At 63.4% G+C, this 19,623-nt stretch carries 16 protein-coding genes; 5 read left to right on the top strand and 11 right to left on the bottom strand.

What is annotated here, in order from left to right; all coding sequences use genetic code 11:
* Nucleotides 1-11: 11 nt before the first annotated feature.
* Nucleotides 12-797 carry an SDR family NAD(P)-dependent oxidoreductase gene (locus tag AC1Q5P_RS15415; protein ID WP_492519400.1) on the bottom strand — a complete coding sequence of 262 codons (786 nt, stop codon included), beginning with the start codon at nucleotides 795-797 and terminating at the stop codon, nucleotides 12-14.
* Nucleotides 798-1,070: 273 nt separating this feature from the next.
* Between AC1Q5P_RS15415 and AC1Q5P_RS15410 the strand changes: the two genes are divergently transcribed.
* Nucleotides 1,071-1,262: a hypothetical protein gene (locus tag AC1Q5P_RS15410; RefSeq protein WP_062345238.1), complete on the top strand. Its 192-nt coding sequence runs from the start codon at nucleotides 1,071-1,073 to the stop codon at nucleotides 1,260-1,262.
* A gap of 58 nt (nucleotides 1,263-1,320) precedes the next feature.
* On the opposite strand, the gene AC1Q5P_RS15405 is transcribed toward AC1Q5P_RS15410, so the two are convergent.
* Genes AC1Q5P_RS15405 through AC1Q5P_RS15380 form a run of 6 tightly spaced genes read right to left on the bottom strand, consistent with a single transcriptional unit; the run spans nucleotide 1,321 to nucleotide 7,035 of the window.
* A complete protein-coding gene (locus AC1Q5P_RS15405; RefSeq protein ID WP_492519399.1) occupies nucleotides 1,321-2,121 on the bottom strand; it encodes an SDR family NAD(P)-dependent oxidoreductase in 801 nt (266 codons plus the stop codon).
* 11 nt (nucleotides 2,122-2,132) lie between these two features.
* Nucleotides 2,133-3,203: an alkene reductase gene (locus AC1Q5P_RS15400; protein WP_492519398.1), complete on the bottom strand. Its 1,071-nt coding sequence runs from the start codon at nucleotides 3,201-3,203 to the stop codon at nucleotides 2,133-2,135.
* Between the two features lie 5 nt (nucleotides 3,204-3,208).
* On the bottom strand, nucleotides 3,209-3,838 hold the full coding sequence (locus AC1Q5P_RS15395) for a nuclear transport factor 2 family protein (RefSeq protein WP_039336058.1): 630 nt from the start codon (nucleotides 3,836-3,838) through the stop codon (nucleotides 3,209-3,211).
* A 13-nt stretch (nucleotides 3,839-3,851) separates the two neighbouring features.
* Nucleotides 3,852-4,370 carry a flavin reductase family protein gene (locus AC1Q5P_RS15390; protein WP_492519397.1) on the bottom strand — a complete coding sequence of 173 codons (519 nt, stop codon included), beginning with the start codon at nucleotides 4,368-4,370 and terminating at the stop codon, nucleotides 3,852-3,854.
* Nucleotides 4,370-4,900 carry an Lrp/AsnC family transcriptional regulator gene (locus AC1Q5P_RS15385; RefSeq protein WP_062344497.1) on the bottom strand — a complete coding sequence of 177 codons (531 nt, stop codon included), beginning with the start codon at nucleotides 4,898-4,900 and terminating at the stop codon, nucleotides 4,370-4,372. The genes AC1Q5P_RS15390 and AC1Q5P_RS15385 overlap by 1 nt, the downstream gene beginning before the upstream one ends.
* Nucleotides 4,900-7,035, bottom strand: a complete 2,136-nt coding sequence (locus AC1Q5P_RS15380; protein WP_492519396.1) for an oxidoreductase — start codon at nucleotides 7,033-7,035, stop codon at nucleotides 4,900-4,902. Before AC1Q5P_RS15380 ends, AC1Q5P_RS15385 begins: the two co-directional genes overlap by 1 nt.
* 316 nt (nucleotides 7,036-7,351) lie before the next feature.
* Between AC1Q5P_RS15380 and AC1Q5P_RS15375 the strand changes: the two genes are divergently transcribed.
* From AC1Q5P_RS15375 to AC1Q5P_RS15365, 3 genes are read left to right on the top strand one after another with little or no spacing between them, the layout of a single operon-like run.
* Nucleotides 7,352-9,037 (top strand): FAD-dependent oxidoreductase, encoded by a 1,686-nt coding sequence (locus tag AC1Q5P_RS15375; protein WP_492519395.1) that lies wholly within the window; start codon nucleotides 7,352-7,354, stop codon nucleotides 9,035-9,037.
* Nucleotides 9,030-10,826, top strand: coding sequence for an acyclic terpene utilization AtuA family protein (locus tag AC1Q5P_RS15370; RefSeq protein WP_492519394.1), 1,797 nt, complete (start codon nucleotides 9,030-9,032; stop codon nucleotides 10,824-10,826). Before AC1Q5P_RS15375 ends, AC1Q5P_RS15370 begins: the two co-directional genes overlap by 8 nt.
* Before the next feature lie 14 nt (nucleotides 10,827-10,840).
* Complete coding sequence (locus AC1Q5P_RS15365) at nucleotides 10,841-11,659, top strand: Coq4 family protein (RefSeq protein WP_193828812.1); 819 nt, start codon at nucleotides 10,841-10,843, stop codon at nucleotides 11,657-11,659.
* A 77-nt stretch (nucleotides 11,660-11,736) separates the two neighbouring features.
* On the opposite strand, the gene AC1Q5P_RS15360 is transcribed toward AC1Q5P_RS15365, so the two are convergent.
* From AC1Q5P_RS15360 to AC1Q5P_RS15350, 3 genes are all read right to left on the bottom strand, one after another.
* Nucleotides 11,737-14,166, bottom strand: coding sequence for a TonB-dependent receptor (locus tag AC1Q5P_RS15360; RefSeq protein ID WP_492519393.1), 2,430 nt, complete (start codon nucleotides 14,164-14,166; stop codon nucleotides 11,737-11,739).
* A 132-nt stretch (nucleotides 14,167-14,298) separates the two neighbouring features.
* On the bottom strand, nucleotides 14,299-15,177 hold the full coding sequence (locus AC1Q5P_RS15355) for a Coq4 family protein (protein WP_492519392.1): 879 nt from the start codon (nucleotides 15,175-15,177) through the stop codon (nucleotides 14,299-14,301).
* Nucleotides 15,178-15,285: 108 nt separating this feature from the next.
* Nucleotides 15,286-17,028: a D-aminoacylase gene (locus AC1Q5P_RS15350; protein WP_062344507.1), complete on the bottom strand. Its 1,743-nt coding sequence runs from the start codon at nucleotides 17,026-17,028 to the stop codon at nucleotides 15,286-15,288.
* Between the two features lie 149 nt (nucleotides 17,029-17,177).
* On the opposite strand from AC1Q5P_RS15350, the gene AC1Q5P_RS15345 reads away from it, so the two are divergent.
* Nucleotides 17,178-17,975 (top strand): helix-turn-helix domain-containing protein, encoded by a 798-nt coding sequence (locus AC1Q5P_RS15345; RefSeq protein ID WP_492519391.1) that lies wholly within the window; start codon nucleotides 17,178-17,180, stop codon nucleotides 17,973-17,975.
* 290 nt (nucleotides 17,976-18,265) lie between these two features.
* Here AC1Q5P_RS15345 and AC1Q5P_RS15340 read toward each other — a convergent pair whose 3' ends face one another.
* On the bottom strand, nucleotides 18,266-19,594 hold the full coding sequence (locus AC1Q5P_RS15340; RefSeq protein WP_492519390.1) for an aspartate aminotransferase family protein: 1,329 nt from the start codon (nucleotides 19,592-19,594) through the stop codon (nucleotides 18,266-18,268).
* Nucleotides 19,595-19,623: the final 29 nt, after the last annotated feature.

The raw sequence follows: 19,623 nt of genomic DNA, 5'->3' as shown, positions 1-19,623 counted from the left end.
GTCGCTGCGCCTCAACCCGGCATGTAGAGCTGTGCGGCTTTGCCGCCATCGACGGGCAGGGCAGTGCCGGTGATGTAGCTGGCTGCGCTGGAGAGCATGAACACTATCGCCTCGGCCAGTTCGTCGGGTTCGCCGCCGCGCTGCATCGGGATGGCGCGGGTGGTTGCGGCCGCAAAATCAGGCGCGCGGCTTTCATAGTCCTGCGTCGCGGCGGTCTGCACCTGCCCCGGCACGATGGCGTTGATCCGGATGCCGAGCGGGGCACCTTCCATCGCCGCAGCTGCGGTGAAGTGGACCAGTGCGGCCTTCGAGGCCGAATAGCTTGCCATGTTGGCCAACGCCTTGATCCCGCAGGTGGAGGCGATGTTGACGATAGAGCCGCGCTGGCGACCATCAATATCCTGCTTCGCCATCACCGCCATTGCCGCCTTGGTGCCGACGAACACGGCATCGGCATTGACTGCGAAATCCTTGCGCCAGTGTTCCAGCGTCAGCTTTGAAATCGGCGCATAGTGGACCGACATGGCGTTGTTCACCAGCATGTCGAGCCGTCCATGCCGCGCGGCGACGTCTTCGATCACCGCAGTAAAGGCGGCATCATCGGAAACGTCGAGACGGACTGCTTCGACCTTCCCGACTTGCGCGATCTCGGCCCGGGCCGCTTCAAGCTTGTCCTCGCGGCGGGCGCAGATCACGACCGTGGCCCCGCGCGCCGCGAGAAGCTTCGCGGTGGCAAGCCCTATGCCATCGCTTCCGCCGGTGACCACGGCAATCTTGCCGGTCATGTCATGAGCCATTGCTTTGCTTCTCCCGATTCCTTGATCTCAACGCAAATGCACCCATTAGTGCACGAGTGTCAACATAATGCGTAAAATATGAGGTTCGGAAGTTTGTATATGGGCAGAACTAGCCGCTGCTCACCGCTTCTTGCGGCATTTTGGCGGACTTTGATCATGCATTGGAAGCGGCACAAGTCGATGTGCATCCCATACCTTAAAATCTTCCTCGGAAACCAATGGCTTCTTGCGTAAAATGTCGCCTCGAGATGTCTCTAATCGTGTAGGTGGCTCATGGTCCTGAAGCGAAAGACGCGGAGCCCCGAGGCGGTCGGCCCGACTGGCTTTACCGCCGCGGATGAGCGGTTACTGATCGCATTCGAACTGGCCGTCGTGATCAACGTCCTGGCCTGCATCGTCATCCTGCCAACCGTTGTCATGGAAAACGTGGCGCATAGCGCCGAAAGATCCGCGTCTTATCGCTGAATTTCATCAATGGCGCAGCTGCACGTTGACCAGGTTCGAAGGCGTCGTCAGCCCTCGCTTAGCTGAACCAGGCGCCACCGTTGACATTTATCGTGCTGCCGGTGGCAAAGCTGGCATCCTCGCTGGCGAGATAAGCCACTGCGCCTGCGACTTCCTCTGGCCGCGCAAGGCGCTTCATTACGCTATCCGCGGCGACGGCGGCTTTCACCTCTTCGGGCAGGGGCGCGTAGATCGGAGTCTCGGTCGCACCGGGGTTGACCGCGTTTACGCGAATGCCGCGCGGGGCAAGCTCGCGCGCCATGGCGCGTGTCATGCCGAGGACGGCGGCCTTGGCGGTGACATAGGGCACCGGTCCATTGCCGGCGAGCGCAGCGGTTGAGCCGATGTTGATGATCGAACCGCCTGCGCCTTGTGAAGCCATCATCCGCACTGCGGCGCGGCTGCAGCGGAAGGCGCCGTCGAGCGTGATGGACAGGACCTTTGACCAGCCTTCGTCAGCACAGTGGATGGTCTGGTCGGCGAAGGCGGTTTCATCGCCTCCCGCGCGGGCAGCCTGGCCTGCATAGAATTCGGCCATGCCATCGCCCGGCGCGCTTCCGATCCCGGCGTTGTTGACGAGAATGTCGATCCCGCCAAGCTGGTCAGCCACTTGCGCAAAGGCGGCGTCCACCGAGGCGGTGTCCGACACGTCGCAGGCCACGCCGATGTGGGGCGCGGGCAGGACTGCGCCAGCCTTCTGCGCCGAAAGGTCCAGAATGGCGACCAGCGCGCCTTCATCCGCCAGCCGCCGGGCGATGGCTGCGCCGATGCCCTGCGCTCCGCCGGTGACAACGGCGCGTTTGCCTTGAAGTCTGTTCATGGTGTCCTCGCTCAACCCGCGCGCGGGTAGTCAGTGTAGCCGCGCGCATCGTCGCCGTGGCCGGTGTAGAATGTGGCGCGGTCCCCCTTCGCGAGCGGGGCGCCGGAACGGAAGCGCTCCACGAGATCGGGGTTGGCGATATAGGCGTAGCCGAATGAAACGGCCTCGGCCTTGCCTTGCGCAATCACCGCGTTGGCCTTGTCGAGCGTGAGCCCGCAGTTCTCGATCACCGCGCCCCGCCAGTTGGCGCGGACGAGTTCGAGGCTGTCGAACCCGGCGTTGGGAATGTGGATCAGGTGGCAATATGCGAGGCCCATGCCGTCCACAGCCTTCAGCAGGGTCGTATAGGTCTCGGCTGGATCGGCGTCGGCCATGCCGTTGAAGGTAACGCCTGGGCAGATGCGGAAGCCGACGCGGCCCGCGCCAATGGCGGCGGCAATTGCGGAGAGCGTTTCCACCACGAAGCGGACGCGGCTCTCTGCGTTGCCGCCATAGGCGTCGCTGCGCTGGTTTGAATTGGACGAGAGGAACTGCATCGGCAGGTAGCCGGAGGCACAGTGCAGTTCGACCGCGTCGATGCCGGCGGCGCGGGCGTTGCGCGCAGCTGCGACATATTCGGCGATCACGCCGGGAATCTCGTGCGCTGCCAATGCGCGAGGCATTTCGGTGGCGACGGGGACGCCATCGGGGCCGGGGATCGGATCGGGGCAGGGGATCGCGCTGGGGGCGACGGTTTCTGCCTCCGGGTCCTTGTTGGCGCGAACGGCGGCGCGGCCAACGTGCATCAGTTGCATCGCGATGAGGCCACCTTCGGCATGAACCGCATCGGCCACCTTGCGCCAGCCGGCGACCTGTTCCGGCGAATGAATGCCCGGCGTGCGCCAGTAGCCCTTGCCGGTTGGCGACGGCTGAGTGCCTTCGGTGACGATCAGCCCGGCCGAGGCGCGCTGGCGGTAATATTCGACCATGAGTTCGGTAGGTTCGTCGCACGGTCCGGCGCGGTCGCGGGTCATCGGTGCCATGACTACGCGGTTGCGCAAGGCAAGATCGCCGATTTTCACGGGCGAGAATACATCGGCCATGGCGCTCAGCTCCGCACGCGAGGCTTGGGCAGTGGCGCGCCACGCCGCATCGTCTCGATGAACTTCTCGAGCGGAGCGGGCGGCTCTACAGGTCCATCGTGCGGCTGTCCCTGTCGGGCCCAGTAGGTCTTCCAGCTCGGGAACAGATCATGAAAGCTGCCGTGATAGGGTGGCACTCCGGGCCAGCGCATCTTGCGATCACCCACCGGTGCCTTGTTGATGTCGCTGGCGTACCAATAGAGCGGCAGGCGGCGGCGGAAGTACCAGCGGCCGTCGATGCGTTCATACTGGTCGAAGTACATCATCTGCATCAGCACCCACTCGGCGCCGCATTCGTGCTCGTTCTTGGAATAGACCACGCCTTGCGCATGATCGGGATCGTCGAAGTCTATGATGTGACCGCCGATATGGTGGCTGGTACCGTCGAACTGCATAGAGTGCGTTTCGTCGAACCAATCGCGCAGGGCTTTGCGTCCGGTCTTGCCGCCGCCGACACGCACGTCTTCGGGGAATAGGTTTACCCAGGCATCGCCGTCGCGCATGTCCAGAGCGAGCGAATACTTGGCAGGCAACTGGCGGATCGCGTCGAGGGACTCCAGCCGATCGATGCGGGCGAGGAGGGATGCTTCTGTCATGATGGTCGTGCCTTCAGCAAATGGGAGTGGGCCGATAGAGCGAGCCGTTGGCCCAACCGACGATATCGTCACTGCCCGAAGTGATTAGATCGTCGACCTCGCCGACCAGCAGGTCGTGCGTGCCAAATCTAACATTCTCGCGGATTGTGCAGAAGATCGCGGCGGGAGCTTTGTCGATGTACCAGAGGCCCTCATGCGCATGGTGGACGTGTTGGCGCCAATCATCCTGGCGAAACCGCATTTCGCGCGCAGCGGGATCGGCGAAGGGGCGGACGTGGCCGTCCTGCCCAGCCTGCAGCAGGTTGATGCAGAAACGTCCGGCCCGCATCATTGCATCGTGTGCCGAACCCGAGCGGTTTACACAGATCGCCATGGCTGGAGGATCCAGGCATACCGGCATCAATGCCGACATGGCGAGGCCCACCGGCGCGCCATTTTCGGGATCGAAGCTCGTAACAATTCCCAGCGGCGCTGGCATGAAGCGCAGTACGCGCTTGAGGCGGGCATCGAGCGCAGTTTGGTCGTTCGGCATCAGGGCCTTGCCTCCTGACTCCGGCTTTCGATCGGGGCCTCGTCAAACTTGTACTTGATGATGTCGACCACGATGGCCGGTGTCAGGGTACGGATGCCGCGGACCGTGGAGAGCTTGTCCAGCAGGAAATCGGACAGGCTGTCGAAATCGCGCAGGGCGACGAGCATGTCGATGTCGTAGCGCCCGGTGACCATATGCGCGGCGAAGACTTCGGGCAGGGCGCCAAGCTCCGCCGCGACTTCCGACGCTGGACGCCCGTCCACCTCGACTGAGATGCGCAGCAAGACGTTGAAGCCGTGGGCGGAGAAATCGGACACCGCGACGACGCGCAACTGGTTCGCGTCTTCCATCCGGCGGATGCGGGTGGAGACTGTCGTCGCTGTAAGGCCGAGGCGTTCGGCGATCTGCTGGTTGTTGGCGCGGCCGTTGCTGCGCAACTCGCGGATGATCGCCTGATCGGTAGCGTCAAAGCTGAACACGCGGGCGGCGAGGCTGCTGGCGCTTCGCGTTCCGTTTGCCGGACGCGCCATCAGGCCACCTCGCAGATGGCGCGCACCGCTGCTCGCGCGCCGTGCATTGCGCCCTCGATATAGCTAACACCGTTGGCATCGCCGATGGCGTGGACATCGAAACCGGCGATACGGAGGGAATCCGCCAGCGTCAGGTCGCCTCGCGCGCCCTTGGCGACGATGACGTTGCCGGCGGGAACGGTCTGCGGTTGGCCCGCAGCGTCGGTGAAGGTTACGCTGTCCTTGCCGATGGCGATGGTGGTTGCGCCCGCGTGGAGGCCGACGCCATGTTCGGCGAGTTCGGCCATCAGGCGCATGCGGCGCACCAGAGTGAGGCCCTTGCCCATGCGCGGGGCTTCCTCGATCACGTTGACGATGCGGCCACGCTCGCTGAGGAATTCGGCAAGTTCGAGGCCGACGAGTTCGCCGCCGATGATGGTGACGGTATCCGCAAGCGGCATCCAGGCGTGCGTAGCCTTGCGCACCAGCGCGAGATTGGCGGTGGCACCCGTCGCAGCGCCGACCTTGGTGGCGAGACGGGTGAACAGGCCGGTCTTGCGCTTCAGTTCGTCAGAGCTTTCGCCCAGCATCATGCGGCGCATATCATCGCCCGAGTAGACGTGGTCCTGATCGTTGCCGGGGATGGGCGGCATGTCGCGGATCGCGCCAGTGGCCACGATGACGGTCTTTACGCCGAGTTCGCGCAGCAGTTCGGGGGTCGCGACGGTCGAGAGGCGGACGTCGATGCCGGCCTCCTTCACCTCACGGCGCAGCCATTCGAGCAGGCGCTCGTTCGGTTCATAGGCGAGGCTGGCAAAGCGCAGGGTGCCGCCCAGGCGGTCCGACTTCTCGATCAGCGTGACCTTGTGGCCGAGGGCCGAAAGCCTGCGGGCCGATTCCATGCCGCCGGGTCCACCACCGATCACGGCGACGTGACTAGCATTGCCGTTTGCGGCAGGCGCATCGCCTTCGAACTCGTGAGCAAGGTTGGCGTTGACCGCGCAGCGCGTGGGCTGGCCCATGTAGATCGCCGAGACGCAAGTGTAGCAATAGACGCAGGGGCGGACCTTTTCGGTCTCGCCCGTGGTCAGCTTGCGCGGCAGATGCGGATCGGCCAGCAGCTTGCGGCCCATCGCAACGAAATCGGTCTCGCCCTTAGCGATGGCACTTTCGGCGCTGTCCACCTCGATCCGGCCTGAGCCGATCACCGGGATCGACACGACTTTGCGGATTTCGGCCGTGGCGGGGAGGTTCCAGTTTTCCAGATGCGGAATGTTAGACTGCGAGTGCAGCTTTCCGACAGAGGTATCGTGGTACGAAGTAATGGTGATCGCATCGACGCCGGCGGCTTCGACAAGGCGGGCGTGCTCCTTGGCCATTTCCAGCGTGATGCCGCCGGGCTTGCCCACTTCCTGTGAATCGAGCTTGATCCACAGCGGATAATCGCGGCCGACTTCGGCGCGGATCGCGGCGATGACCTCAAGCGTCAGGCGCAGGCGGTTCTCCACGCTGCCGCCGTACTGGTCGGTGCGGGTGTTGGTATAGGGCGAGGTGAACGAGGACAGGAGGTAGCCGTGGCCGCCGTGGATCTCGATCCCGTCGAATCCGGCTTCCTTGGCGCGCCGCGCGCCTTGTGCGAACTGCTGCACGGCAAGGTCGATGTCGGCCTGTTCGAGCACCTTGAGCTCGGGCATCTTCATGCCGGCCAGCGCCTGCAGTTCCTCCATGAGGAAGTAGTCGATGAAGCTGCCCTTGGGCGCGGGCGGAACGGCCGGTCCCCACAGCTTATGGCCCCAGCGGTTGAAGCTGTATCCGGCAACGAAGCCGCCGTGGTGCAATTGCGTGGCGATCTTCGCGCCGTGAGCATGGACACGGTCCGTCAGTGCCCTAAGGCCGGGGATGAAACGATCGTCCGAGATCGCGGTCTGCTGCATTGCCACTGCGCCGACCGGCCAGGCAACGCCGGCCACGCCACAGATGATCAGGCCAGCCCCACCGCGCGCCTGCTCTTCATGGTAGGCGATCAGTTGTTCGCCTACCGTGCCGTCATCTTCCGACAAGCTTACACCCATCGCGGTGACGGCAATGCGGTTCTTGGTCTCCATAGTGCCGATGCGGCCGAGCGAGAGCAGGTGGGGGTAGAGGTTGGAAGACAACTTTGCGGTTCCTCGTCCGAGCGGCTACGACGCGCAGGATTCTGCCTTGCAGCGTCATATTGTCCATTATTGCGTAATCCATGGCTCATTGCCCTACGATAATCAAGGCGGAAAGCGGAGGCTTTTGGCATCTTGCGGAATATCTGGGCCAAATTTCCCCATGGAGACGCGCATTTCGCGCGTTTCTCTCGAATATTCGTAAAAACATGTCTTCACGGCTACGCATGGTGTTGACATTGGGAGATCTGTGGCGGCATCTGCGTTACCTGATAGCAAGGGCTTCCGCCAAGGAATCCGGGACAGGATCGAGATGGGCATGGAGTGGCAGAGCGAGGTCGACGTTGTCGTCGTCGGATCGGGCGCAGGCGGGATGCTCGCCGCGCTGGTGGCGGCAAAGAACCGTGCGGAAGTCGTGGTGGTTGAGAAGGACAAGCTGTGGGGTGGAACAAGCGCCACCTCTGGCGGCGGCATCTGGATTCCGGGCAGCGACCAGGCCAAGGCAATGGGCTTTGAGGACAATCTGGACGATGCTTTCAAATATGTCCGCGCGCTTTCGGCTGACAACGTGCCCGACGAGAACATCCGCGCTTATGTCGAGAACGCCGCGCCGATGCTGCGCTGGGTGACCGCAAACACCGGCGTCGTCTACACCTCGCAGCCCTATCCCGATTATCATGCCGAGAACCCCGGGGGATCGGTCACCGGATACCGCACCCACCTGCCCGAGATGTTCGACGGCACGCTGCTGGGCGAGGACCTCAAGACGCAGCGGTTGCCATCGCCTGCGGCGAGCCTCTTCGGCTATCTCAACTGGACGTTCGCCGAGACCTACCAGTTGCTCTATCGCGGTCCCGGCTGGCTGACGGGGCTGGCGAAGAACATGGCGAAGTACTGGTTGGACTGGCCGCTGCGCTTCACTTCGCGCAAAGATCGGCGGCTGACGCTGGGCAATGCGCTGACCGGCGCCTTGCGGGTCGCGCTGAACGAGGCAGGCGTGCCGGTGTGGCTCAAGACACCGATGAAGGAGCTGGTGACCGAGAACGGGCGTGTCGCCGGGCTGGTGGTGGAAAAGGACGGCAAGCCCTTTGCCATCCGCGCGCGCAAGGGCGTTGTGCTGGCGGCGGGCGGGTTCGACAAGAACCAGCAGATGCGTGATGCGAACGCGCCGCTCTACAACAAGGCCTGGGCATCGGGCGGGGTGACGAGCAACACCGGCGATGCGATCCGGGCAGGGCAGGCCGTGGGCGCGGGCACGATGAACATGCATTCGGCCTGGGCCGCGCCGGTGTTTCATGTTCCCGGCGAGGACCGCGGGCGGCTGTGCACGATCGAGCGCGCGTTGCCGGGGTGCATCATGGTCAACCAGAAGGCCCAGCGTTACCTCAACGAGGCGGCTTCGTACCACATCGTCGGCCAGCAGATGGCCCGGCGGCAGCGCGATTTCGGCGATGCCAGCCCGAGCTGGATGGTGTTCGACCGCAAGTATCGCCACCAGTTCCCGATGGGGCCGCTGCTGCCACTGGTGCCGGACTGGCTCCAATCGGGTGCAGTCAAGTCGATCCTCAAGAAGGGGCGTACGATTGCAGAACTGGCGCGGGACATGGGCGTCGATCCGGCAGCGCTGGAGCTGCAGATCGCACGGTTCAATGCAGGCGCGGCCAAGGGCGAGGACCCCGAATTTCATCGCGGCGAGGCGGCCTATGACAAGATGTATGGCGACTATCGCCACCAGCCCAATCCCTGCCTGAGACCGCTGACCGAGGGGCCGTTCTACGCCATGCCGATCTATCCCGGCGACATCGGCACAAACGGAGGCCTGCGCACCAATGCCAAGGCTCAGGTGGTTGACGATGCAGGGCAGCCGATTGCCGGGCTCTATGCCGTTGGCAACAACGCGGCATCGGCGATGGGCGAAAGCTATCCGGGTGCGGGCGTGACCATCGGGCCGGCAATGACCTTTGGCTATGTCGCGGCGCGGGACCTGACCGGGGCCAATGACTGAAGCGGGCAAGGTCGTCCGCATCGGCGGGGCGAGCGGGGCGCTGAATGACAGCGCGATTGCCGTGCCGGGGCTGCTCAAGGTCGAGGGGCTGAACTACCTTGCCTTCGACTACCTGGGCGAAGGGGCGATGGGCATCTTCCGGCGGATGAAGCAGGCCGATCCGCGCTCAGGCTTCCTGCCGGATTTCGTCGACATCCACATCGGGCCATATCTCACGGAACTGAAGGCGCGCTGCATCCGCGTTACTGCCAACGCCGGGGGGATGAACCCGGAAGGCCTGGCCGAGATGATCCGCCAACGCGGTCGCGAGCAGGGGCTGACCTTGCGCGTGGCGACAGTGACTGGCGACGACGTCGAACATCTAGTGCCGCAGCTGCGCGCCGAGGGTTTGCGGGATATGTACAGCGGCGCGCCCCTGCCCGAGGGCGAGATCGGGATGCACGCCTATATCGGCGCGTTCGGGATCGCGCGTGCGTTGGATGCCGGGGCAGACGTGGTGATTACCGGGCGCGTGGTCGATTCCGCGCTGATCCTCGGGCCCTTGATCCATGAGTTTGGCTGGGGACCGGACGATCTGGATCTGCTCGCAGCGGGCACGGTGGCGGGGCACCTGCTGGAATGCGGCGCGCAGGCGACGGGCGGGACGTTCACCGACTGGCAGGATGTGCCGGACTGGGCGAACATCGGCTTTCCGGTTGGCGAATGCCATGCCGATGGCAGCGTTGTGATGACCAAGACCGATGGCACGGGCGGCCTCGTTTCAGTGGGCACGATTGCCGAGCAGCTGCTTTATGAAGTGGGCGATCCGCGCGCCTACATCGTGCCCGATGTGGTGTGCGACTTTACCGGGATCATGCTGGAGCAAGTTGGGCCGGACCGGGTGCTGGTGCGCGGTGCCAAGGGCTATCCAGCGCCCGAAACGCTCAAGCTGTGCGGGACTCATGAAGATGGCTGGCGCTCGGTTGCGCTCATTCCAGTCAGCGGGATTGATGCTGTGGCCAAGGCGCGGCGGACGGCAGAGGCCTTGCTCGAGAGGGTTTCCGCCATGCTGGAGGAGCGCGGCTGGGGGCCGTGGCGGCACAGCCATGTCGAGGTGATCGGCACGGAGACGGCGTGGGGACCGAGGGCGCAGGCGCTGGAGCCCCGCGAGGTGCTGCTCAAGATCGTGGTCGATCATGCCAATCCGGCAGCCTGCATGCTGTTCGGGCGCGAACAGACCACAGCGATCATGAACATGGCGGTCGGCACCTCGATCGCGCCGATCATCGCCGCGCCGCGCGCCTTTCCGCTGACGGGCATGTTCTTCGGCCTGATCGACCGGCGCCGCGTGACGCAAGCGGTGGCGCTTGATGGAGTGGCGCTGGACTTTGCCGACCCGGTGGTGCCGGGGTTCGATCCGGCGGCATTGCCGCAGATCGAGGGCGAAGCGGCGGTGATGGATGGCGAACTCGTCGAAGTGCCGCTGATCCGGCTGGCGTGGGCACGCAGTGGCGACAAGGGGCGGCTGTTCAACGTCGCGGTCATTGCCCGCGATCCGGCATTTCTGCCGTGGATCCGGGCGAGCCTGACCGTGGCAGCGGTGACGGACTGGTATCGCCACCTGTTCGACGCTCCCGCGCATGCGCGGGTCGAGCGGTTCGAAGTGCCGGGCGTCCATGCGATCAACTTCCTGGCGCATGACGCACAAGGCGGCGGGATCAACCTATCGCCGCGCTTCGATGCCGCGGCCAAGAGCATGGCGCAGCACCTGCTGGAGATGCCGGTGCGCGTGCCGGCGTCGCTGATCTGAAAGAGGACAAGCTGATGGCCGACGACCTGCCCTACCTTGCGCGCGGTGCGAAGCCTGTGGCGACCGACAGCACCGTGCTGGTCAGCAATTCCGATTACCTCAACGAGCCGCGCCTGCGCGACTGGCTGGCCACGGCCTATTTGCGCAAGAGCGGCAAGGATTCGCCCACAACGCTTGATGCGCACAAGCTCTATGGCATCCTTGCTGACATTTTCGACGTGCCGCGCATCGAGGAACTGTTCACCGCCGAGCGCAAACGCTGGCCTGAGCTTGATGCGTGGTTCGCGGCGGGCTTTTCGTCGAACTTCACCGTGGAGGAGCTGCTGGCCAATCCGGATGGCTCGCTTGGCCACACCTTCGGGCGCTACTTGCGCGACAACGGTTTCGAGATCGACATCGTGCCGCGCTTCACTCCCCGCAACCAGTTCGAGTATTTCTCGCTCCGCAGCGGCCAGACGCATGACCTGGAGCATATCGTCTGCGGCGGCGGGTTCGATATCATCGGCGAGCTGGTGCCCTACTTCGCTCGGCTGTCGAACCTGCCGCGTTTCCTCGATCCTGAACTGGTCGGCCTTATCAATGCCGGGCAGTTGCTGGGCGCATTGAGGCTCGTTTCGCGCACCGGGCTGCATTACCAGGCCGCGTTCCCGACCGCGCTCAAGGCCATGCGCCGCGGCATGGACGTGGGCGAGCAGTCCGGCCCCTACTGGATGGCGAAGTACGAGGACGTATTCCACTTGCCGATCGAAGAGGCGCGAGCAGCGTTGGGCATTGTCGGCGCGGTCGATCTGGACAGCCGTGAGGCCTCGCTGCTGTGGCCTGAATACAGCTGAGCCCCGAGACAACCGAGGGGCTGGCGCTTTCGCGCCGGCCCCTCTCCCCTGTTGTAATGCGATCAGACTTTGGCAGATCAGAAGTTGACGCCCAGCTCCACGCCATACGTGCGTCCGCGTTCGTAGCTGCCGGTGAACAGCAGTACCGGGGCGCCGAAGCTGATGTAGCGCTTGTTGAAGATGTTGTCCCCGAACACCGAGAGCGAGACCTTGGCGCCGCCGAGGCCCACGTCGGCAACGCCCAAGCGACCGTTGACCAGCCAGTAGGCGGGTTGGCGGTTGCGGTCCTCCAGTACTGGCTGGTTGGTGAGAAGATCACGCAGCGGAGTGGAGGTGAGGTAGTATGTGCTGCGGTAACGGCCCTCGATCAGCGCAGTGACATGACCGCCGCTGCTGGAAAAATCGGGTGAGTTGTAGCTGGCGGCGGCGCGGCCGGTCCACTTCGAGAAGTATGTCGGGCGTGCGAAGGCAGCGACGTCCTGCCCGTTCAGGATGAACTGCTTGTAGTCGAAGTCGGTGTAGGACACGCTGCCTGAAAGGTTCAGGCCCGCGACCGGCACGACATCCAGTTCGGCTTCGAAGCCCTTGATCTTCGCCTTGCCTGCGTTGTCGAAGAACTGTCGCCCGTTGATGAAATTCTGGGTCTGCAGGTCCTTGTAGTCGTTGTAGTAGGCCGCCACGTTCAGCCGCACCTTGTTGTCGAGGAACTGGGTCTTGGCGCCCAGTTCATAGCTGGTCAGGTTTTCCGGACGATAGGGGATGCCCGAAAGGATGCCGCCGGAAACGTAGCCGGTGGCGACTTTCGCAAAGAGCGTGGTCTGTTCGGTCGGGCGCCAGGTCGCGATGCCGGTCCAGGTCAGCTTCTTGTAGGTTGCCTTGTAGTCACCAACGCCCAGCGAGCCACCTTGCGCGCCCGAGATCACGAAGATCTTTAGTTCGCGGTCGTCGATCGTGCCGCGCAGGCCGCCGGTCAGGTCGAGAGTATCCGAGAGGTGCCAGGTCAGCTGGGCATAGCCGGCCATGGAGTCGTTGATGCCTTCGGTGCGGGTGATGCCGCTGCCGAAGATGTTGTCGAGCGGGCTTGGCACGATGGTGGCAGACGGCGTGGGCGAAAGGATGCCGAGCACTTCGGTGCCGGGCGACTTTTCGTGGAAATAGAACAGGCCGGCGGTCAACTGGTAACTGTCGTTGGAAAGCTGGAACTGCAGCTCCTGGCTGAATTGCTCCTGACGAGTGGCGCGGGCGGAGAGCAGCGGGAAAAAGTAGTCGTTCGGTCCGGGTGCATTGGCCGGGTTGAACAGGATCGCCTGGATCTGCTGCGGGGTCAGTCCGGGGGTAAGGAATGCACCCAACTGCTGGAAAGTGAAGCGCATGCCGCCGGCCGAGCCGAGATCGAAGATCACCGGGTCCTGCCGGAACTTGCGGTAGGCGCTGATCGACTTGACGGTGAAGTTGTCGCTGGCCTCGAGCGTCAACGTCAGGCTGTGGCCCTGGGTGACGACATGCTCCTCGCTGGTGGCAGCTGCGACCGAGGACAAGGGACCATTCAGCCCCTCGTTGGTAGTGCCGCCAAAGAACGGCTGAAGCGCCACGATGGGGCCGAGCAACTGCCCCGAGGCGTCGGGGATCACGCCAAGGCTCTGCATCGCGCGGCCCGAGGCACGGGTGTCGGTATAGTCGAAGCGGTAATCGGCGATAAGCGCGCCGAACTCGCCGCGCACCGCGATTTGCCCGCCATCGACGTTGCGATAGCCGAGCTTGTTGACGAAGCGCTGCGTGCCGAATTCGGGCGCGCGCAGGGCGATATTGAGACCCTTGCCGCCCATCGTGTTGGTCACGTCCCCATCGATCTGGTCATGCAGGTAGGACAGGCGGATCGAAAACGGGCCAATCTGCGGCAGGTCGAGCGAGACCTTGCCGCGGAAGGCATCGTAGTTGCCATAGGAGCCGGTGGCGCGCACGCCCCACTCGCCCTTGGGGGCGGCGGTGACGATGCTGATTGCGCCGGATGTGGCATTCCGGCCGAACAGCGTGCCCTGCGGCCCGCGCAGCACCTCGACCCGCTGGATGTCGGAGAAGTCGAGCAGCGATCCCACGGCACGGCCGATGTACACGCCATCGATATACATGCCGACCTTGGGATCGACCGAGTTCGACGAGGTTCCGGAAGCGACGCCGCGAATGATGATGGTGGGGTTGGATTGCTGGCCCTGCGCGTTGAACTGCAGGCTGGGCGCGAGGCCGGCGAGGTTGCGCACGCTGGTGACGCGCAACGCTTCCAGTTGTTCGGTGCCAATCGCAGTAACTGCCACGGGAACCTTCTGCAGGCTTTCCTCGCGGCGCTGGGCAGTGACGATGATTTCCTGGACCGAGGCTGACTGGCCGGTGGTTTCGGCCTGCTCTTCAGCTGCGTTTTCCTCGGCGTGGGCCAGAGGTGCGAAGGCCAGCGCGCCAGCCGCAAGTATCGTGCCGCGCAGGAGCATGCTGTGGGTATGCCGTGCTTTCATGATGTCTCTCCCTCCGTTGTTTTCTGACGCCAGAGCTTGTTGCCGGGCGCGATGCAAAAGGAGCGGCAAAGCGCGCTGCGCTCGCCGCCCCTGTCATTCAGCAAGGTGGTCCGGTGATGATCGGACTGGCCTTCATTCGGCAGCTTCCATCATCGGGACGCCATAGTTGGGGTCGTCCTCGTTGCAGAGGCGGTTGGTATCGTCCCAGCGGCTGTCGATCACGGGCGTGATGTTCAGTTCGCGACGGATGTCCTCGATCTGGACGTCGGCATATTCGCGCCAGTCGACCAGCATCAGCGGGTACTTCCAGTTGCGGCCCTGCTGCGCGCCGATGAACTCCGCTTCGAGATTCACGACCATCGCTTCGGGATAGAACAGCGCGTCCTTCATCGTCGTCTTGGCCTTGAGGTAATAGGCGATGCGGCTGAAGAAGTTGCTGAGCTCGGGGTGGAAGTAGAGCGCCTTGGCGTGCATGTTGGCTGAAAGCAGCGCTATTTCGCCGCCATGGTTCGGGCCGAAGCCGGTGATCATGTGCTCGATATCGTGCGAAAGCGCGGTCTGGCGCAGGTAATAGGTGAAGTCGTTGACGACCTGAATTTCCTGGAAGAACAGATCGAGCTGGTAGCCCGAATTGACCATGAAATCGTGGATCTTCGCGCCCAGCGTGCCGGGGGCGCAGTCCTTGGTCTCGTCGATCGTGAAGTTGGACAGGCTCTTGCGCTCGAGCCAGCGCTTGAACAGCGGCAGGCGGGCCTTTTCCATCTCGAACAGTTCAATGATGCGGGGCATGTCTTCCAGATCGTGGAGGATCTGCGCCACTTCCGGGATGTATGCCGTGTTGGGAAGGTCAGGCCCGTTGCGGCGCAGCATCTCCTGCGAGATCAGTGCGCGCAGGCCCGCATGGTTGAGGTACTTGGAAGAGCTTACGAGGACCGAGCTTTCAGTCTCGATCTTCTGGATCCGGCCGTTGAAGTAGGCCCGGTCGGCATCGCCGATCTTTGCTTCGCTCATGTCGGCATCCTTTCCTGATATTCTGCAAAGGGTTAGGGGGCGTCCGGGAGGGAGTGGACGCCCCCAGTGCGAGGGTTCATCTTGGGGATTTGGCCCTCGCTAAGACGGTCATTCCGCAGCCTCTGCCAGCGCAGCATCGTCGTTGGCGGGGGACAGGAACTCACCCGGCATCGCGCCGGTGAATGCGCCGTTCTCGAAAGTCGGAACGCCGTTCACAAGGGTGAGGCGGGTGGGCATCGCGGCGCGGGTGAAACGCCAGGTGGTGCCGCCCTTGCCGTCGGGCACGTCGTGCGCCTTGACCATTTCGCGGCGCTGGATCTCGTCCATGTTGAACACGGCGATGTCGGCGCGCTTGCCTACCGCGATCACGCCGCGATCATGCAGGTTGAAGTGGCCGGCGAGCTTGCCGGTCATGATGTGGATGGCCTGCTCCAGCGTCAGCTTCTTCTGTTCGCGGACATACTGGGTGAGCAGGAGCGCGTTCTCGCCCCCACCGCACAGCATCTGCAGGTGCGCGCCAGCGTCGGAGATGTTGCCGACGGTCTTGGGGTCCTTCATCAGCTCCAGCGTCAGGTCCTCGTCCTTGGGGAAGGGGGCCATGTGGACGGTGGAGCGGGTGCCGTTCTTGAGGATCCAGTCGGCCATAGCGTCGGAGCGGTGCAGGCCCAGGCTGTCGGCGTATTCCTTCAGCGTGATGTTCAAGGGCCCGGTACCGTTCTCGCTGTCGAGCAGGAACAGTTCCTGAGGGTTCTTGAGCGGCGAATGATCCCAGGCCTGCGTGTCCCAGCTTTCACGGGCACGGGCACGCCAAGCCGGATCGGCGAGAAGCTGCGCCTTCTTGTGGTGGTCGTCCTCAAGCACGACTTCATGCCAGACATAATCGTTCGACTGCGCGAAGATCAGCGACTTCACCAGGCTGAGGGTCGAGGTGGGAGAGACGTGGGCATAGCCCGGCCAAACGTCGACACCGGCTTCGCGCATCTTGCGCACCGATTCCTGCATGGCGGGCAGGATGCCCTTCTGGAATTCGAGCGTCGGGATGGCCCCTGCAATCTGGCACTTGATGTTGCGGCCGCCGAGAAGCTTCGCGAGACGCTCCAGATTGGCCGGGCCGGTCATGCGCATGAAGGTGTCGACAATGACCTGGTAGCAGCAGCCGGGATAGCGCTCCATCACGTCGAACAGGGCTTCGAACTCGGCGTCGTTCGCCATCAGTGTCGGGACGGGGCGGTTCTGACCATCATGGTCGTGCATGTTGTCTGACATGCCGAGCGCACCCGCGGCGAGCGCGTCGTCGAGGAGTTCGGCCATCTTCGCGATTTCTTCAGGGGTCGCCTCACGCTCCCAGGCCTCGACGCCCATTGCTGCCAGGCGGATGGCGATGTGGCCGACATAGGCGGCGTAGTTCAGCGGTGCCTTGACGTTGCGTTCGACCGATGCGCGGTACTCGCTCCACTTGTTCCAGTCCCACGGCAGGTTCTGCATGAACGGGCCTTCGGGAATGTCCTCGAAGAACGAGAAGATGCCGATCATCTCGCGCTGGGCGGGCATGTATTTATGCAGCGGTGCTGCAGAGAAGCCGCAGTTGCCAAGGATCATCGTCGTCGCGCCATAGCCCGGCAGGGGATCGAGATCGGGCTGCCACCACATCGTCCCATCGTAGTGGGTGTGGCTCTCGATGAAGCCGGGGGTGACGTGGCAACCGCTGGCGTCAAACACGCGTTCTCCAGCCGGTGCGAGCCCTTCGCCCACCTCGGCAATCACGCCGTTCTTCACGCGCACGTCAGCCTTGAAGGCGGGTGCGCCGGTGCCGTCCACGACGGTGCCGTTCTTGATGAGGATATCGGTCATTTCATTCTCCCGTTGGGTTCGCGAGGTCGCTGCATGTTGCGCAGCTTCGTCCGCAGAATCTTGTTCGTTGGGGTGCAGCATATGCATGGGTGCGGTTGTGCGAAGACGGGCTCTTGCCAAACGGATCATCCTGTCATCTAATTCGGATCATGACGCGATACGAACCTACGGCATCGGCGATGATTTCTGCTCTGCGCCGTCATTTGCGCAAAGATGGATGGACAGTTCTACGACTTTCGCGGGAACTGGGCGTCGGTGAGGCCACCGTGAAACGGTGGCTGGCGGGCAAGGGACTCACGATCGACCGGCTTGAGCGCATGGCGCAGTTGTGCGGGCTGGTGCTGGGTGACCTGGCAAGGGAGGCAGAGGAGTGCCCGGGCGATCTCGCGCATGAGCTGACGCTGGCGCAGGAGAAAGCCCTGTCGACCAACATCTTCCTCTCGTTCCTGTTCATGGCCCTGCTGGGCGGAGTGCCGGCAGAGGAAGTGGCGGCTGACTTCAATGTGCCGGCTGCGGCGATGGATGCTGCGCTCGAACGGCTTGAACGTCTGGCGCTGATTGACCGGTTGCGCAGCGGGCGCGTGCGGCCGCTGGTTGACCGCGCTTTGGTCTTTCGGAAGCAACCTTTGCGCTCCTTGTTCGAGGTTCACATGAAGCGCACGTTCTTCGAACTTGATTATTCGCAGCCTGAGACCGTCTACAGTGCAGAGACCGTCAAGCTCTCACCTGCCGGTGCTGCGCAATTGGCCGAACTCATCGAGCGCCATCACGTGGAAGTGCAGGTGCTTGCCGAACGTGACCGCGAGTCTCATGCGGGTGTGGCAGGTAGCGGTTGGTACGGCATGCTGAGCGTGATGCGCCCCCTCGACATGGAACCAATGCGTGTGGAAGGGATCACGGCATGGACGGATGCACTAGGTGCGGGTGGTGCAAAGGGGCCGGTGTGAACGTCTTTGCGCAACCAGCACCTGCTCTTGGCATCAGGCAGAAACCTGAAAAATGTAACGCTAGCGTCCAGACTTGCTCAGGGTCATAAGGCTATGGCTGCTTCGAGGCGAGCGGCTGGCAGGCGGTTTACGACTTGGCGGACGGGCGATGAGCCTCGACATCACTGACTTCGCATGGGGCTGCCGCGACTTCATCAGTCAGGAAGTGGTTGCAGGTGCCTTTACGCAGACACCGTGCGATCTTCCGCAGATCTCGCGGCCCCCTGCACGGCACGAAGAGAATGCGGCCGCTAGCTCGAGGCCTCCACCAGGGCCTTCCGAAGGGATCGCAGAAAGAGATCCACATGCTCCTCTTGGCAAACCAGAGGCGGCCTGATTTTCAGGGTATCCTCGTTTGCGGAGGTCGTGCTGATCAGAACGCCGTCATCCCGCATGAGATTGACCACGTCCAGCGCCCGACCACGCCGCTGGTGGGTCGAATCCGAATCCAGACCGATATCGACGCCGAAGAAGAGCCCCGCATTGCGGATGGCACGGATTCCGGGGGTTTCGCTCGCAATCTGTTCGAGCCCGGCATGCAGTCGTGCGGAAGCGGCCAGTACGCTTTCCATTATGCAGTCCCGCTGCAAAATGGTTAGCACTGCATCGGCAGCAGCGATGCCGACCGTATTGCCGGCAAAGGTGTTCGAATAGCGTGCTGTGTTGCCAAACTTCTCCATCGGAGACCGTCGACCGACCACGCCGCCGATCGGAAAGCCGTTACCCATCGGCTTGCCCAAGGTGACCAGATCAGGAACGATGCCGTGGCGTTCGAAGCCCCACATATGGGCGCCGGTGCGGCCAAAGCCGGGTTGCACTTCGTCCGATATGACCAACCCGCCAACCTCGCGCACTGCCTCGACCGCGCCCGCAATGAAGCCCGGGGGATCGATCCAGACGCCGTCGCTGGAAAAAATGCTGTCGAACAGCAGCGCGGCGACGCCGATGCCACGACGCTGCAAGTCGGCGATCGCCGCACGAACTTCAGCTTCGAAGAAGCCGGAGGCGTCTGCATCGGACACACCCGCAGGGCCAGGAAGGCGCGCGATTCTTGCGTAGGGACTCAGGTTCACAGCAGCGCCCAGGTTCGGAGAGACCGCGGCTACAGCAGCACTGGTGCCGTGATAGGCGTAAGACGTAACGATGATCCCTTCGCCACCGCTCGCGAGACGCGCGATGCGCAGGGCAAGGTCGTTGGATTCGCTGCCGGTGCAGGTGAAAACCACGCGGTCCAGCTCGGGCGGAAATGTTGATGTGAGCCGCTCGGCATATTCCACCAGCCTCGGCTCGAGATATCGCGTGTTGGCGTTGAGCCGCGCGGCCTGCTCGGCCATCGCCGCATTCACTTCGGGGTGGCAGTGGCCGAGCGAAGGCACATTGTTGTAGAAATCAAGGTAGGGCCGATCGTCCGGATCGTAGAGCCACATGCCTTCGCCCCGGACAAAGTGTACAGGCTTGCGGTATTGTAGCCGATAGGATGCGCCGAGCACAGCATCCCGCCGTGCGATCAACTCGGCCTCGCGCTCCGACAGTTCCGCATCGCCGGGGCGGTAACGATTGGGCATGAGATCTACAGACATCGATTCTCGCCTCATGTTCGGGTATCAGG

The organism is Novosphingobium sp. GW835-FHT14H07 (assembly GCF_058793515.1).
Note: the sequence above shows the minus strand (reverse complement) of the source record. Positions and strands in the feature narration are given on the sequence as shown.

What these genes read in the sequence shown, in the direction of transcription:
- AC1Q5P_RS15350 (WP_062344507.1), bottom strand. Translation starts at nt 17,028, where the DNA reads ATGACCGATATCCTCATCAAGAACGGCACCGTCGTGGACGGCACCGGC.
- AC1Q5P_RS15375 (WP_492519395.1), top strand. Translation starts at nt 7,352, where the DNA reads ATGGAGTGGCAGAGCGAGGTCGACGTTGTCGTCGTCGGATCGGGCGCA.
- AC1Q5P_RS15385 (WP_062344497.1), bottom strand. Translation starts at nt 4,900, where the DNA reads ATGGCGCGTCCGGCAAACGGAACGCGAAGCGCCAGCAGCCTCGCCGCC.
- AC1Q5P_RS15355 (WP_492519392.1), bottom strand. Translation starts at nt 15,177, where the DNA reads ATGAGCGAAGCAAAGATCGGCGATGCCGACCGGGCCTACTTCAACGGC.
- AC1Q5P_RS15360 (WP_492519393.1), bottom strand. Translation starts at nt 14,166, where the DNA reads ATGAAAGCACGGCATACCCACAGCATGCTCCTGCGCGGCACGATACTT.
- AC1Q5P_RS15415 (WP_492519400.1), bottom strand. Translation starts at nt 797, where the DNA reads ATGGCTCATGACATGACCGGCAAGATTGCCGTGGTCACCGGCGGAAGC.
- AC1Q5P_RS15340 (WP_492519390.1), bottom strand. Translation starts at nt 19,594, where the DNA reads ATGTCTGTAGATCTCATGCCCAATCGTTACCGCCCCGGCGATGCGGAA.
- AC1Q5P_RS15395 (WP_039336058.1), bottom strand. Translation starts at nt 3,838, where the DNA reads ATGACAGAAGCATCCCTCCTCGCCCGCATCGATCGGCTGGAGTCCCTC.
- AC1Q5P_RS15370 (WP_492519394.1), top strand. Translation starts at nt 9,030, where the DNA reads ATGACTGAAGCGGGCAAGGTCGTCCGCATCGGCGGGGCGAGCGGGGCG.
- AC1Q5P_RS15400 (WP_492519398.1), bottom strand. Translation starts at nt 3,203, where the DNA reads ATGGCCGATGTATTCTCGCCCGTGAAAATCGGCGATCTTGCCTTGCGC.
- AC1Q5P_RS15390 (WP_492519397.1), bottom strand. Translation starts at nt 4,370, where the DNA reads ATGCCGAACGACCAAACTGCGCTCGATGCCCGCCTCAAGCGCGTACTG.
- AC1Q5P_RS15365 (WP_193828812.1), top strand. Translation starts at nt 10,841, where the DNA reads ATGGCCGACGACCTGCCCTACCTTGCGCGCGGTGCGAAGCCTGTGGCG.
- AC1Q5P_RS15405 (WP_492519399.1), bottom strand. Translation starts at nt 2,121, where the DNA reads ATGAACAGACTTCAAGGCAAACGCGCCGTTGTCACCGGCGGAGCGCAG.
- AC1Q5P_RS15345 (WP_492519391.1), top strand. Translation starts at nt 17,178, where the DNA reads ATGACGCGATACGAACCTACGGCATCGGCGATGATTTCTGCTCTGCGC.
- AC1Q5P_RS15410 (WP_062345238.1), top strand. Translation starts at nt 1,071, where the DNA reads ATGGTCCTGAAGCGAAAGACGCGGAGCCCCGAGGCGGTCGGCCCGACT.